The sequence below is a fragment of the Mesorhizobium sp. M0051 genome, from assembly GCF_040323235.1.
Taxonomy (GTDB): Bacteria; Pseudomonadota; Alphaproteobacteria; order Rhizobiales; family Rhizobiaceae; genus Mesorhizobium.
Genome location: NZ_JAMYUT010000003.1, coordinates 310,085 through 324,529 on the forward strand (window position 1 = coordinate 310,085; position 14,445 = coordinate 324,529).

The 14,445-nt window shown below is 61.6% G+C and carries 14 protein-coding genes and 1 tRNA gene; 8 read left to right on the top strand and 7 right to left on the bottom strand.

Annotated elements, in window-relative coordinates; genetic code table 11:
- Positions 1–52: 52 nt before the first annotated feature.
- From NKJ90_RS05355 to rnd, 3 genes are all read left to right on the top strand, one after another.
- A complete protein-coding gene (locus tag NKJ90_RS05355) occupies positions 53–604 on the top strand; it encodes a hemin receptor (RefSeq protein WP_245266831.1) in 552 nt (183 codons plus the stop codon).
- 113 nt (positions 605–717) lie between these two features.
- Positions 718–1,962, top strand: coding sequence for an MFS transporter (locus NKJ90_RS05360; protein WP_352485765.1), 1,245 nt, complete (start codon positions 718–720; stop codon positions 1,960–1,962).
- A 75-nt stretch (positions 1,963–2,037) separates the two neighbouring features.
- Positions 2,038–3,189 carry a ribonuclease D gene (rnd, locus tag NKJ90_RS05365; protein ID WP_023762208.1) on the top strand — a complete coding sequence of 384 codons (1,152 nt, stop codon included), beginning with the start codon at positions 2,038–2,040 and terminating at the stop codon, positions 3,187–3,189.
- A 49-nt stretch (positions 3,190–3,238) separates the two neighbouring features.
- Here the strand turns inward: rnd and NKJ90_RS05370 are convergent, their stop codons facing one another.
- From NKJ90_RS05370 to guaB, 3 genes are read right to left on the bottom strand one after another with little or no spacing between them, the layout of a single operon-like run.
- Positions 3,239–3,658 (bottom strand): MAPEG family protein, encoded by a 420-nt coding sequence (locus NKJ90_RS05370; protein ID WP_023762207.1) that lies wholly within the window; start codon positions 3,656–3,658, stop codon positions 3,239–3,241.
- Between the two features lie 25 nt (positions 3,659–3,683).
- Entirely contained in the window at positions 3,684–4,307 is a 624-nt protein-coding gene (locus NKJ90_RS05375; RefSeq protein ID WP_084025682.1) for a hypothetical protein, read from the bottom strand.
- Entirely contained in the window at positions 4,258–5,760 is a 1,503-nt protein-coding gene (gene guaB, locus NKJ90_RS05380; RefSeq protein WP_023762205.1) for an IMP dehydrogenase, read from the bottom strand. Before guaB ends, NKJ90_RS05375 begins: the two co-directional genes overlap by 50 nt.
- A gap of 546 nt (positions 5,761–6,306) precedes the next feature.
- Between guaB and NKJ90_RS05385 the strand changes: the two genes are divergently transcribed.
- The gene (locus tag NKJ90_RS05385) at positions 6,307–7,728 is read left to right on the top strand and encodes an MFS transporter (protein WP_352485766.1); all 1,422 of its coding nucleotides are present in this window, start codon (positions 6,307–6,309) and stop codon (positions 7,726–7,728) included.
- Between the two features lie 5 nt (positions 7,729–7,733).
- Here the strand turns inward: NKJ90_RS05385 and NKJ90_RS05390 are convergent, their stop codons facing one another.
- Positions 7,734–8,480 carry an RlmE family RNA methyltransferase gene (locus NKJ90_RS05390; RefSeq protein ID WP_023762204.1) on the bottom strand — a complete coding sequence of 249 codons (747 nt, stop codon included), beginning with the start codon at positions 8,478–8,480 and terminating at the stop codon, positions 7,734–7,736.
- Positions 8,481–8,511: 31 nt separating this feature from the next.
- Complete coding sequence (locus NKJ90_RS05395) at positions 8,512–9,867, bottom strand: Ppx/GppA phosphatase family protein (protein WP_023762203.1); 1,356 nt, start codon at positions 9,865–9,867, stop codon at positions 8,512–8,514.
- Between the two features lie 402 nt (positions 9,868–10,269).
- On the opposite strand from NKJ90_RS05395, the gene NKJ90_RS05400 reads away from it, so the two are divergent.
- The 3 genes from NKJ90_RS05400 to NKJ90_RS05410 all read left to right on the top strand — a co-directional run bounded on the left by NKJ90_RS05400 (position 10,270) and on the right by NKJ90_RS05410 (position 12,241).
- Positions 10,270–11,202 (top strand): lysylphosphatidylglycerol synthase domain-containing protein, encoded by a 933-nt coding sequence (locus tag NKJ90_RS05400; RefSeq protein ID WP_023762202.1) that lies wholly within the window; start codon positions 10,270–10,272, stop codon positions 11,200–11,202.
- A gap of 167 nt (positions 11,203–11,369) precedes the next feature.
- Positions 11,370–11,443 (top strand) — tRNA-Gln (locus NKJ90_RS05405).
- A 123-nt stretch (positions 11,444–11,566) separates the two neighbouring features.
- Positions 11,567–12,241: a hypothetical protein gene (locus tag NKJ90_RS05410; protein WP_156938621.1), complete on the top strand. Its 675-nt coding sequence runs from the start codon at positions 11,567–11,569 to the stop codon at positions 12,239–12,241.
- Between the two features lie 154 nt (positions 12,242–12,395).
- Here the strand turns inward: NKJ90_RS05410 and NKJ90_RS05415 are convergent, their stop codons facing one another.
- Entirely contained in the window at positions 12,396–12,689 is a 294-nt protein-coding gene (locus NKJ90_RS05415) for a hypothetical protein (RefSeq protein WP_023762200.1), read from the bottom strand.
- A gap of 165 nt (positions 12,690–12,854) precedes the next feature.
- Between NKJ90_RS05415 and NKJ90_RS05420 the strand changes: the two genes are divergently transcribed.
- Positions 12,855–13,475: a hypothetical protein gene (locus tag NKJ90_RS05420; protein WP_023762199.1), complete on the top strand. Its 621-nt coding sequence runs from the start codon at positions 12,855–12,857 to the stop codon at positions 13,473–13,475.
- Between the two features lie 33 nt (positions 13,476–13,508).
- Here NKJ90_RS05420 and NKJ90_RS05425 read toward each other — a convergent pair whose 3' ends face one another.
- A complete protein-coding gene (locus NKJ90_RS05425; RefSeq protein ID WP_023762198.1) occupies positions 13,509–14,195 on the bottom strand; it encodes a D-lyxose/D-mannose family sugar isomerase in 687 nt (228 codons plus the stop codon).
- Positions 14,196–14,445: the final 250 nt, after the last annotated feature.

Here is a 14,445-nt window from a genome sequence, read left to right on the forward strand (position 1 = left end):
GGCCGACGGGCCGGCTCGAAAATTTGCGCGAAAAGCGCATGAGAGGCCGCCTTTGTCAAGGCAAGCGGCTTTGGTTGCCTGTTGGTTCGACCTTGAGGGATCCAAGTCTCTGCCGGTCTTCATGCATTGCCGTCAGAAGCATTTCTTGCAACGATGCAGCCATCACGATTTGGGAGATGCTTTGTGCCGAAACGCTCTTCGCAAAAAGGGCATCGGGCCACATAATGGCCGCGAGTTGGAACTGATGCTGCGGGGCGACAAGCCGATGGCGTTGTTCGCGGCAGAACCAGGCGTGGACGCCGAAGATATTGGTGAAGCGCATTTCAAGCAGTTTGTCGACGAAGGCCGAATTCTGAAGTTCTCCCAGGTTGATCCCAAAACGTCCGTGGAAGAACGCAGCTACTGCCTGCCGACAGAGGAGTGGCGCTGCAAGCTCAGCCTGCTGATCGCTCGCATGTGCCGCAGCGGAGAAGCCTTTGACGTCTTCACATCGAATGATCTGGCGAGACTGGAGGGTGCTCTCCTTGGCTATTCAAAGGAGAGTGTTGAAGCGTTCGTTGCACATGCAGCGTCGCTGAAGCTGCAGAATTCCAGCACGGATTGAACGGCCTACCCATTCCCGACCCAGGCCGAATTCGAACTATGCCACCAGGATTGCCGCTGGCAATAACTAAGGCGATAGTTCAAGAAGGGTCACCGACACGTGATCACCCCTTCATGTCCTCCATCCGTCCGCTGATCCCGCTCCTGCTCGCCGCCGGCATTCTGCTTGGCGGCAATGGGCTGCAGAGCACGCTCATCGCGCTGCGCGGCGCGCAGGAAGGTTTTTCCGCCTCCGTCATCGGCCTGATGGGCACGTTCTATTTCGCCGGTTTCCTGCTCGGCTGCCTGGCCATCACCCGCATCATGAAGGCCGTCGGCCATATCAGGGCATTTGCGGCACTGGCGGCAATCGCCTCGGTCGGCACCCTTTTGCTGGTGCTGGTTCTCAATCCGGTAATGTGGTGCGCGGTACGCTTTGCCGGCGGTTTCTGTTTCGCCGGGCTGTTCACGATCGTCGAAAGCTGGCTGAATTCCGGCGTCAGCAATCGCGACCGCGCGCGTGTGCTGGCGATCTACCGGATGGTCGATATCGGCTCGGTGACCGGCGCCCAGTTCCTGATCCCGATCTTCGGCGCCGGCGGTTTCGCCATCTTCGCCATCATGTCGATGATGATCACGTTCTCGGTTGTGCCGGTCTCGCTCGGCGACCGCTCCAACCCGACGCCGCCCGAGGACGTCAAGCTTGACCTGGCGCGTGTCTGGCGGATTTCGCCGTTGGGCTGCTTCGGCTGCATCGCCGTTGGCGTCACCAACAGCGCCTTTCGCACGTTGTCGCCGGTCTATGCCGAGCAGATCGGCATGTCGGTCGCCGACGTCGTCACCTTCGTCAGCGTCGGCATTTTCGGCGGCGCCATCATCCAGTATCCGCTGGGTTACCTCTCCGACCGCTGGGACCGGCGCCGGGTGCTTTTGATGACGACCTGCTGCGCGATGCTTTCAGCATTGGCGCTGGCGTTCATCGCCGGCAGCAATCCGGCGCTCAACTTCGTCCTCGTCTTCATCTTCGGCTGTTTCGCCATGCCACTCTATTCGCTGTCAGCCGCGCACTCCAACGACCGCGCCGATACCGGCGAATTCGTGCTGATCAACGCGGCGCTGATGCTGTTCTATTCCTTCGGCGCCATTGGTGGGCCGTTCGCCGCCTCAGCCGTGATGCAATATTTCGGACCGAGCGCGCTGTTTGTGTTCAGCGCCGTGGTCTATGCGATCTTCATTGCTGTTATTCTCTATCGGATGCAGGCCCGTTCCGGCGTGCCGGCAGGCAGGCGCCGCCGTTTCACCGCGCTGTTGCGCACCTCGACGGTATTCGCACGGCTGGCCAGAAGAAACAGCGATTCCGACGGGCCGGCTGGCTCGTGAAGATGGCGCCAAAGCTTGACGAAAGCCCCGCCGGCTGAAATCTAGGAAAACCTTACTCCTGCCAAAAGCGATTTGATGCACGTCATCACCACCCAGAAAGAACTCGAGACCGCTCTCGCCGCTTTCGAAAAGTCGGCGTTCGTCACCGTCGACACCGAATTCATCCGGGAAACGACCTTCTGGCCGATCCTGTGCCTGATCCAGATGGCCGCACCCGGCGTGACGGCGCTGATCGATCCGCTGTCGCCCGATATCGATCTGAAGCCGTTCTTCAAGCTGATGGCCAACGAGGCGGTGATCAAAGTCTTCCACGCCGCGCGGCAGGACATCGAAATCATCGTCCATCTCGGCGACTTGGTTCCGCACCCGGTGTTCGACACGCAAGTCGCGGCGATGGTCTGCGGCTTTGGCGACAGCGTTTCCTACGACCAGCTGGTGCAGCGGATCACCGGTGCGCGGCTCGACAAGTCGTCGCGCTTCACCGACTGGCGTCACAGGCCGCTTTCCGACAAGCAGCTCGACTATGCGCTGGCCGACGTAACCCATCTGATCGAGGTCTATCAGCACCTCAGCGCCGAGCTGGAGCGGGAGAACCGTGCCCATTGGCTCAACGAGGAAATGGATGTCCTGACCTCGCGCGAGACCTATGATCCGCATCCCGAGGACGCTTGGAAGCGGTTGAAGATGCGGCTGCGCAAACCGCAGGAACTGGCGATCGTGCAGGCCGTGGCCGCGTGGCGCGAGCGCGAGGCCCGCGAACGCGACGTGCCGCGCGGCCGCGTGCTCAAGGACGATGCGATCTACGAGGTGGCGCAGCAGGCGCCGCGCGACGCGACAGGCCTTGGCAAGCTGCGCACCACGCCGAAGGGTTGGGAACGCTCCTCGACGGCCACGGCGCTGCTGGGCGCGGTCAATACTGCCCTTGCCTTGCCCAAGGAGCAGATGCCGAAACTGCCGAAGAGTTTTCAGCCGCCGGAGGGTTCGAACGCTGCCGCGGAACTGTTGAAGGTGCTGCTGCGGATCGTCGCCGAAAGGGAAGGCGTCGCCTCGAAAGTGCTGGCCTCAAGCGACGACATCGATCGCATCGCAGCCGAAGGCGAGGATGCCGACGTACCGGCCCTGCAGGGCTGGCGGCGCGCAGTGTTCGGCGAGGCAGCGCTCAAGCTGGTGCGCGGCGAGATCGGCATCAAGTTCGACAAGCGCAAGATTGCACTGTTTGATCTTTAGCTTCAGTTTCGTCCTCCTCCTCCGATTTGGGAAAGGCAGTTGTCCCGGCTCAAACCACTCCGAGCAGATGCAGCGCAAGCCAGATCCATCCCAGCAAAAGGACCACCGCGCCGAACGAGAAAGAGCGGCTGCGCAGCAGCAGATGGTTGCTGGTCAGGTGAATCCAGGCATGGAAATACCGCGACGCGACAAAAATCCACATCAGCGCCAGAGTCAGATAGTTTACGCCGTTGGTCAGGTGCAGCATCAGGCACAGCACATAAAACAGCACCGGCAGCTCGAACTGATTGATGAGATTGGCGGAAACGGTAGAGCTGGAACTCGGCTCGGTCGAGCGCGCCTTGTACTGGTCGGGCTTGGCCTCGCCTGACCTGACCGCGCCGTATCTGCGACGACCCAGGACGACATAGACGATGTAGATCAGCAGCACATGCGCCAGAACAGGCCAGAAGATCGTGGTCTGGTTCATGAAGTGCCCCCTGCCCCGTCTGGCATCAAGGTTGGTGTTTCTGGCCTGTCAGCCAGAAGGCGGCAATGACAACCACCGGAATGGCGAAAAGCGCGAATTTGGTGACGATAAGCGCAGAGGCGAAAGACAGCGAGTCCGGGTTGGCCGACAGGAAATCCGACAGCAGCCGCGCCACCGCGATGTTCTGGGCGTAGTCGGCAAGCGTGTAGGGCAGCACCAGGATCAGCGCGAAGATCGATTGCAGCTGCCCCGGCAGCACGCGGAAGTTCTTCAATCGCCGGCCCGTGGCCAGGATCAGGCTGATCAGCGTCACCGACAGCAGCGCCGGGAACAGGAGATCGAAGGTCAGATAGTGCCAGACGAGAATGATCTCGCCGCCGCGCCGGCCGAGCGCCGTCAGCCAGGCCATGCCTTCGTCGGGCGTGAAGCCCAAAACGCGCATGTCGAGTGACGACAAGCCGCCGCTCAACCGCCGGAAGTAGAAGAATTCCATCGCCGTCATGGCTATGAAAACCGCCGCCGACAGAAAACATAGCGCGGCCGCGTGACGCGACAGCCGCAGGATCGATGCGGTCAGGTTTCGTCCAATCCCGTACTGGTCAGGCTCCGCCCGGATAGTTCGGGCTTTCGCGGGTGATCGTGACGTCATGGGCGTGGCTTTCACGAAGTCCGGCGTTGGATATACGCACAAAAGTGGCGCGTTCGCGGAAATCGGCAAGATCGCGACCACCAACATAACCCATAGCGGCTTTCAAGCCGCCTGCAAGCTGGTGCAGCACGCCAGACACAGGTCCTTTGTAGGGAACCTGCCCTTCGATGCCTTCCGGGACCAGTTTCAGCGTGTCGCGCACCTCAGCCTGGAAGTAGCGATCGGCGGAACCGCGGGCCATGGCGCCGACCGAGCCCATGCCGCGATATGCCTTGAAGGAGCGGCCCTGGTGCAGATAGACCTCACCGGGGCTTTCGTCGGTTCCGGCCAGCAGCGAACCGATCATGGCGGCACTTGCACCAGCGGCGAGCGCCTTGGCGAGATCGCCGGAGTACTTGATGCCGCCATCGGCGATCACCGAGACACCTGATTTGTGCGCCGTTTCGACCGCCGACATGATCGCCGAAAGCTGCGGCACGCCGACGCCCGCAACGATGCGCGTGGTGCAGATGGAGCCCGGACCGATGCCGACCTTGACGGCGTCCGCGCCGGCATCGATCAGCGCCTGCGTGCCTTCGGCGGTGGCGACGTTGCCGGCCAGGATGCGGACCGAGTTGGAAAGCTTCTTGGCACGCGTCACCGCGTCCAGCACGCGCTGCGAGTGGCCATGCGCGGTGTCGATCACCAGAAGATCGACACCAGCATCGATGAGGCGTTCGGCGCGCTCGAAACCGTCATCGCCGACGCTGGTGGCGGCGGCGGCGCGCAAGCGGCCCTGCACGTCCTTGGTGGCATGCGGGTTGAGCTGCGACTTCTCGATGTCCTTGACCGTGATCAGCCCGACGCAATTGCCCTGCCTGTCGACGACGACCAGCTTTTCGATCCTGTGCTGATGGAGAAGCCGCTTGGCCTCGTCCTGGTCGACGTTCTCCTTGACGGTGATCAGGTTGTCGCGGGTCATCAGTTCATGGACCTTCTGCGCCGGATCGGACGCAAAGCGAACGTCGCGATTGGTCAGGATGCCGACCAGTCGCCCGACCTTGTGGCCGCCGCTGCCGCCATTTTCGACCACTGGAATGCCCGAGATCGAATAGCTGCGCATCAGGCCCAGCGCGTCAGCGAGCGTCGCGTCGGGGCCGATGGTGACGGGATTGACCACCATGCCGGATTCGAACTTCTTGACCTGCCGCACCTGCTCTGCCTGTTCAGCCGGCGAGAAATTGCGATGGATGACGCCAATGCCGCCGGCCTGGGCCATGGCGATGGCAAGCCTCGCCTCGGTGACGGTGTCCATCGCCGCCGATAGGATCGGCACGTTGAGGTCAATGTCGCCGGCGATGCGGGTGCGGACATCGGTCTCGCCAGGCATGACCTCGGAGTGACCGGGCTGCAACAGCACGTCGTCAAAGGTCAGCGCCAGTGCGCCGGTGGACGTTTCGATGATTTTTGCCATGGCCAGTCCTCGGAATACAAAAAAGCGCTTGACCGGAATGGACAGCGCCGACTCGTCTTCTTCCCTTTCAGGATTGGCGCTGGCTCGTAACACGTCCCGGCGCCGATGAAAAGCCGATGATTTCACGCCCCAGGCTCCGAAGTCAGGTTAACAAAAGACCTGACGACAGCCAGTTCAGTGTCGGCAGCTTTTGTGCCGGCAGCTTTTCAGGATAGGAATTTTTTCTTGATTTCGTGACCTCAGCTATGGTATGTATTTATTTATAGTGCTGATTAGCGCCAGTAGCCCGCCGCGCAGGCGGGTTTTTCGTTTGATGCTCCGTCAGCCGACGCGCCGGGCAAGGCTGCGAAGGAACCCGTCAACCCGAGTTCGTTGCCGTGTTTCACGCTCCCGGAAAGCTGACGTTTCGTCCAGAGAATGCCACCTGTGGTTGCCGGTCGCATAAAAGTGACAGCAATTAATGCGACATCCCGGCGAAGGCATGATAACCGCCGCCTGAAGCCGACATGCTAGCGGCGACGCAACATTCACGTCTGGACGCGTTCCTTGAACCGCACCATTCCGCTCATACTGGCGGTCGCTCTTTTCATGGAAAACATGGATTCGACCGTCATCGCGACATCGCTGCCGGCGATCGCAATCGACATCCACACCAGCCCGATTGCGCTCAAGCTGGCGCTGACCGCCTATCTGGTGTCGCTGGCGATCTTCATTCCGATCAGTGGCTGGATGGCCGACCGTTTCGGCGCCAAGAACGTCTTTCGTGCCGCGATCGCGGTCTTCATCGTCGGCTCGATCGCCTGCGCCCTTTCCCGTTCGCTGCCGGCCTTCGTCGTGTCGCGCTTCCTTCAAGGCATTGGCGGCGCCATGATGACGCCAGTCGGGCGGCTGGTGCTGGTGCGCGCGACCCCGAAAAGCGAACTCGTCGCGGCAATGTCCTGGCTGACCGTTCCGGCACTGGTCGGGCCGCTGGTCGGGCCGCCCGTCGGCGGCTTCATCACCACCTACTTCACCTGGCACTGGATCTTCCTGATCAATGTGCCGATCGGCGTGGTCGGCATCTGGCTGGCGACGCGCTTCCTGCCGGAGACCGAACCCGCGCGGACACCACCGCTTGATTTCATCGGCTTCGTGCTGAGCGGGCTGGCGGCATCCGGCGTGGTGTTCGGCCTGTCGGTGGTCAGCCTGCCCTATCTGCCGCCAATCGTCGGTGTCGTCACCGTGACGGTTGGCCTGCTGTCGGGCGCGCTCTATCTGCTGCATGCGCGCCGTGCCAAAAACCCGCTGCTGGCGCTCGAACTGTTCCGCAACCGGGCGTTCCGCTCCTCGGTGCTTGGCGGCGGACTGTTCCGCATAGGCATTGGCGCCGTGCCGTTCCTGCTGCCGCTGATGTTCCAGATCGGCTTTGGACTGACGCCGTTCCAGTCCGGCATGATCACCTTCGTCTCGGCGATCGGCGCCATCGGCATGAAATTCGTCACCGCACTGATCTTCCGCGTCGCCGGCTTCCGCCGTGTGCTGGTAATCGGTTCGCTGGTCGCCGCGGCCTCGATCGCCATCAACGGCCTGTTCACACCAGACACACCCTATCTGCTGGTGCTGGCCATGCTGCTGGTCGGCGGCTTCATCCGCTCGATGTTCTTTACCGGCGTCAATGCGCTCGCCTATGCCGAGGTTTCGCCTGAAGACACCAGCAAGGCGACGCCGATTGCCGCGGTCTTCCAGCAGCTGTCGATCGCGCTTGGCGTGGCGGTGGCCGGCGGCATCCTGGAAGTGTCCACGAGCCTGAATGGCAGGTCACTGACGCTGGCGGATTTCCACATCGCGTTTTTCGTCGTTGCGGCGATTTCCGCCGCCGCATCGCTATCATTCATGCGGCTGGCGCCCGATGCCGGCAACGCCGTCTCCGGACATGGCCGGTTGACGGCGCCCAAGACGCTGGAAACGGTAAGCCCGCCCGGCAACTGAACGAGTTACACTTCGGGCTCGCCCTCTGGAGGTTCCGATTCACCTGACGGCGGCTCTCGCCCCTTGAAGTCCTTGGCCAAGAGATAGAGTTCGACCGATTCGTCGCGTGACGCTGGCGGCTTGACGTGATGGACGGAGCGAAAATTCCGCTTGAGCATCGAGAGCAGCTCGTTTTCGGCGCCACCCTGGAAAGTCTTGGCGAGGAAATGCCCACCCGGCTTCAGGACCGACAGAGCGAAATCAGCCGCCACCTCGCACAGATGCATGGTGCGGATATGGTCGGTTCGCTTGTGGCCTGTGGTGGGTGCCGCCATATCGGACAGCACGATATCGGGGTCGCCTCCGAGCGCCTCGGCCAGCTTTTGCGGAGCCAGCGGATCGAGGAAATCCATCAACAGCACCGGTGCGCCGGGCACGGCGTCCATTTCCAGATAGTCGATGCCGACGACATGCGGCTTGTCGGCCGTCGATTTCGTCCGCGCTGCCGCGACCTGGCACCAGCCGCCGGGGGCGGCACCGAGATCGATCACCTTCATGCCGGGCTTCAACAGATGATGCTTGTCGTCGATCTCGATCAGCTTGTAGGCCGCGCGCGAGCGATAGCCGTCAGCCTTGGAGCGCTGGACATAGGGATCGTTGATGTGGCGCTGCAGCCAGCGGCGCGACGATTCCTTCAGCCCACTCTTCTTCTTGATCCGCGTCTTCAGCACGCGAATGCTGGCAGATCCTGGTTTTTCCGGCTTCTTGGTCATTACCTGATTTCTTGTTCGTCACTTTTCGGGATCATGCCCTGCCGCGCCCATCGTAGCGCCAGACGCCATCATCGGCCATCAGCTCGCTCAATATGCCTTCGCGCAGGCCACGGTCGGCGACGCGCAATCGTTCCGACGGCCATACCGCGCGGATCGCTTCCAGGATAGCACAGCCGGCCAGCACCAGATCGGCGCGATCCGCACCGATGCAAGGGTTGGCGCAGCGCTGCTGGAAATCCCAGCCGACCAGTCGTTCGACCATGCGGTCGACGCTGTCGCGATCCATCCACAACCCGTCGACGCGGCGGCGGTCGTAGCGCTCGAGGTCGAGGTGAACGCCGGCCAGCGTCGTCACCGTTCCGGACGTGCCGAGCAGATGGAAATTCGGGCTGGCCTTGAGATGGCTCAGCCGATCGCGCCCATCGAAGCTGGCCAGCCGACCGGCGACGTCGTCGACCATGGCGGCGAAAACCTCGCGCGTCACCGTGCGGCCGCCGAAACGCTCGGCCAGCGATACGACGCCGACCGGCAGCGACGTCCACGAGACGATATGGTTGGCGAGCCTTGGCGAGCGGCGGCCGGCGAGATCGATCAGCGCGATTTCGGAGGAGCCGCCGCCAATATCGAACAGCACGACGCCTTGCGTATCGCGCTCGACCAGCGAGCCGCAGCCGGAAACCGCGAGCCGCGCCTCGGTCTGGCGATCGATGATCTCGAGCTTCAGGCCGGCTTCGCGCTCGACGCGGTCGAGGAACTCGAGGCCGTTATCGGCAGTGCGACAGGCTTCGGTGGCGATCAGCCGGGCTTTCCGGATCTTGCGGTTGCGCAACTTGTCGCCGCAGATCTTTAGTGCCTCGACCGCGCGGTCCATCGCCGGCTGGCCGAGCCGACCGTTGGCGGTGAGCCCCTCGCCCAGCCGGACGATGCGCGAAAAGGCATCGATGACGCGGAACTGGCCATGCCGCGTCGGCACGGCGACCAGCAGCCGGCAATTGTTGGTGCCGAGGTCAAGCGCCGCAAAGACGGGAAGTTCATGCACTGGCGGCCGGCCGGCGCCCTGTTCCAAGCGCGCCGGCGCAGCCGCGGGCGAGGCCGCCAATTCCGCCGGTCTGTGCGCCTCCGCCACCGGGGCACCGGTCTTGCCTGGCGCCGGAGATCGATTCTGCGTGAGACGCGCGTCATCGCGCGCAAAAACCTTGCGCCCGCGCCTTCGCTTGCGTCGCTTCTTGGGCTTGCCCTTCTGGGTCGCGTCGCCCGCCTGCCCATCTGCTGAGCGGGACTCCGTCGGACGGCGCTGCTGCCAGCTGGCGGTCCCGGGAATTGGCCCTGGGGAAGCGCTGGACGCGCCCACCTCCGGCGCGCTGGCGCCGGTGTCGCGGTCTTCCACTGTCGTTCCTTCCGGCACCGCGCGAACCGGTGACGGACGCTGCAGGCGCTTCAGTGTTTTAAGTTGCCGCCAGACTAACAGCGCCGCGCCCGATCACCAAGAGCCGCGTGCTGAATTTTGCCGGCTGGGCCCGCAAACCGCCGTTCCGGCCACGCCGCGCAATTTTTCTGCAGGCCTGGAGTGGTACGCTCAATGCCTGTCGGTGCCCTCTTGAGCCGCTTGCAAGACGGACAAATCGGCCGGGTTGTCGGCGCGCAAAAACGTTCGCGGTTGAATAGCCGGCTTCAATGAGGCATTTCTGAAATGGGCGGAAGGATCCGGCGCGGCCGACCTCCTCGCACCACCAGCAGAAGAGCAAGCGGACCCGCAACGCATGGCAATCCGGCAATGAATTGGCAGGCAATGAACTGGAGACGCTATTTCTGGCCGGTGGTCGGCATCGCGGCGGTGATCTTCTCGCTGCTGCTGCTCTGGCACGAACTGCGTGGCATTTCGCTCGACGATGTCTGGGACGGCATATCGGCCATTTCGGCACCCGGCTGGATACTCGCCGCACTGTGTTCGGTCATCGCCTATGCCTCGCTCGCCGGCTACGACCACATCGCGCTGCTGCATATCGGCAAGAAAGTCTCGTGGCTGTTCGTCACGCTCTGCTCCTTCACCACCTATGCGCTGTCGCACAACATCGGCGGCTCGGTATTTTCCGGCGCCGTCATCCGCTACCGCGCCTACGGCACCAGAGGCCTGAGCGGCCAGGATGTCGGCGTGCTGGTGGCGATCTGCTGGATCACCTTCGTGCTGTCGACGATTCTCGCCTCCGGCCTCGTATTGGTCTTCGAGCCTGAGATCCTCGACCGGTTTTCCGGCATTGCCCATCACGGCCTGTCGAAGGCAGCCGGCATCGCCATGCTGATCGTGGTCGCCGCCTACATCTTCGGCAGCTGGCTGCACCTGCGCCCGCTGAAGATCGCTGGCTTTCAGCTGCACTATCCGGCGCTGCCGATCGTCGCCAGGCAATTGCTGATCGGCCCGATCGAACTGCTGGCGGCCGCCGCGATCATCTTCTTTGCCCTGCCCGCGGCCCACAATCCCGGCTATTTCGTCGTGCTGGGCGTCTTCCTCGTCTCCTTCTCGATCGCGCAGATCTCGCACGCTCCGGGCGGCCTCGGCGTGTTCGAAGTGGTGTTCCTCGCCGGCCTGTCCGACATGGACCCGGTCGGCGTGCTGGCGGCGCTGCTGGTGTTCCGGCTGTTCTACCTGATCATCCCGCTGTTCCTCGGCCTGGGCATCGTGCTGCTCTTCGAGCGCTCGCAGTTCAGCCGGACTGAGAGCTGAGGCGTGGGGATTGAATTCGCGACATCTGAAGTGGGGCGTCTCAAACCGGCCGACAAAACGTAGCGAATGAGCCACTCAGCAGGCTTGACTATTTTCCGCGGGCGGCTACAAGGCAGCGCTCACAGCGGCTTGGCCGCTCGGCCCGCACGGTTCATGACCGTGCCTGCTGGGGAATAGGTTAACGGTAGACCCACGGACTCTGACTCCGTTAGTCCTGGTTCGAATCCAGGTTCCCCAGCCAAACAAAATCAAGCACTTAGCTACAAAAATCACCAAAAACCATGTCGCTAGCGCCCGAAATCGGTAGCAACATAAGCCATTGATTTGTAAGGCGTGGTAACGGGCGGAGGCTGCGAATAGCAACATGGAAAAATCATCGAGTGCTTCCGAACAATACGTTCCGGAAATCGGACATGTGGTGCGGATGGCTCCGAAGCTGAATGAATGGGCTTCAATGGCAGCCCATTCATATGGACTCTACTCTGGAATCAATGCTGCCATCAGCCGTGCTCACGACAAGAGCGCTCCAATCGTCACCCATGCGGACCATCTGCGCACTGAAACGGCGTTACTGTGTATCGTTCGACTATTTGCGACGATCGATCGCGACAGTCAGATTTCGCTCCAATCCGTGAACAGGTTCCTTAAACTGCCTAACTCGCCACACGAGCTGGCGACAGCCTACGCCGCCAGCAATGATCGAGCACAAATCGAAGCAGCCATGAAGGCTTGCAAGGCAGGCATCGATCGCTTCAACAAGTATTATTCTACCATTGATTGGAACGCCATCGGGCGCATGCAGAGTTTTCGCAATTCCGCAATAGCACACATTACCTGGGGAGAAGTAAGGAAGTTTGTGACACATGGCGAACTAGAGACGCTAGTCGAGATTGTGGGGCGTCTGGCTGGTGAGACGACGTTGATGACCAGCGGGCTAAACAACTGGCCGCATGAGCATCAAGAAATAGCGCACGATGACGCAAAGCATAAATGGGACGCTATTTTTGCCGCAGATCATCGTGACGTTATCGACTATTGAATGCAGCTAGCCATCCCTATCGACCCCATCTTATCAGTCCTCAAAAAGCCCGCCGAAGCGGGCCTTGGTGGTGGACGCGGCGGCCATTGCTAACGCTCATCAGGCGGCGCGCTAAGGAGCGGGGAACCAAAGTCAAACCTGGGACGAGTGGTTTTCAGCGGGTTTCGACCCAAGCGGTCACTTCCCGGTCGAAGCGCCACGTTAGCATCATTCCGGGCTGCTCCGGGTAGCCCTCGATCTGAACTTCGACTGCAATGTTTTCTGCTGCGATCTTTTCGCCACCCAGCTTCGCGTCCGCCAACTCGCGAAGGAACGTCAGATCGGGAACCGGCTTGTCGTCGGCCAATACGGAATATTTCATAAACGCGTCCTCCGTGTAAACGTAGTGAGCATATCGGTGCCAACCGCGTTCTTCGCAAGCCGAATTGAGACTGAAGCGGTCGAGCATCGCCCTTAGTCCTCCCGCCAAACAGGCACGCGTTGAAATTTTGAGCGCGACTAGGCGCCGAATGCGCAGGCCGACGGCTTCACTCCCGGAGCGAAAAAGATTGTTGGCCGCTGATGCGTGCTACTGGCTAAGCTTCGTCAAAGATTCCTGCACGAGGCGTGCGTAATGCCCACCGATAGCCAGTTCATTCTCGAAAGCATCAGCCAAGGCTGCGTGATGCTTGCCGATGACGAGTTCGTCATCGACAGGCTGGTGAAGTATTTCGGCAACGGGAGGATCCGATGGCACGTCGAATTCCGTGGGCATCGCATCGAGCTGACCACAGGCCAGCTTAAGAAGCAGCCTACCTTCCGCCGGAAGATGCTCGAAGAGGCTGGTGTGCTGCCGCCCCAGCGTGCCGGGACCAACTACAGGCGATGGGCACTCGATCTGAGGAAGAATGCCATCGAGCTTCCTTGGCGGGATAGGCCGGTCGATGTCGGTTTCGCCATCGACAGGCTCACCAGCCATGGGGATGAGCGCTGGACGGTCGAATACCAAGGCAAGGCAATCAAATTCACGACGACCAAACTCCGCAGGCAGGTCAGTTTCCGCAAACGCATGCTGGCCAAGGCCAAGGTGCTGCCGCCCCAGTTGGACCCGGTTGCCTATCGGAAGTGGATAGACTGGCTCATTCAAAACGCCACCGACCCGCAGGCCGGCGATGCCTTGATGACGGAGAAAAGTTGGCTTGACGACCTGCCAGAGCTAGCCGGCTGGCAAAACGGGAACGGCCCGACATCCTAGTTGCCCGCGCGATTCCCGCGCCGGCGTTGCCGCTTATCCCAGCCACTTCTCGTAGTCGGACACCAGCAGGTGCACGGGGGCGACATCCTCTTCGATGTCTGCGAAGCGGCCGATCGGATCGCGAAAAACGTTGTCGGTGAGATCGTCGTTGACGGTCGACACTTCGCCGATCAGCACATCCTTGCCCTCGGCCCAGAAAGCGTGCCAGACGCCGGGCAGCAGTGTGACGCTCTGACCTGGGTCGAGCTTCAACAGCCCGCCCGCCGGCAGCCTGTGGATGGTTCCGTCTACAGGCACCGACACTTCGGCCTTGGAATCGATGCCGCCATCGCGATCGTGCATGAACAGTTCCAGCACCAGCTTGCCGCCACCACGGTTGATGATGTCCTCGGCCTTGATATTGTGGCGGTGCATCGGCGACAGTTGGTCCTTGCGCGAGATCATGATCTTCTCGGCATAGAGCATGCCCATGCCCTTCTTCATGTCCTCATAGCGGCCGTTGCGGACGGTGAACAGGAACAGGCCGAGATCCTTGAACTTGCCCTGCCCGTAATCGGTGATGTCCCAGCCAAGCCGAGAGCTGAAAACGGCCGAGGAATCCAGCTGACGCGCCTTCGCCTCCTCGGGTGACCAATAGGCGAAGGGCGGCATGATGTAGCCGAACGAGCGGATGAACGCGTCGGCTTCGCGGATGATGTCGTTGATGGCGGAGCGTTTCATGATCATGACCCTTCGTGTCGATTTTGCTAAAGCGCCTCGCGTTCGACGGGGCTCACGCGACGCGCCTTGGTTTGTTGGCACGCATGTCGTGATCCCAAAACCGCTACACACTTTTGGGCGACATGCTTTGGTAAATCGCATAGCCCAACGCCGATCCGGTGTCGATCCTGCCAGGCCCTTCGCCTCGAGCACATGGACCATAGACCGGGTCCGCTGGCAGCGTGACATCGTGTCCGTTCAGGGTCATAAC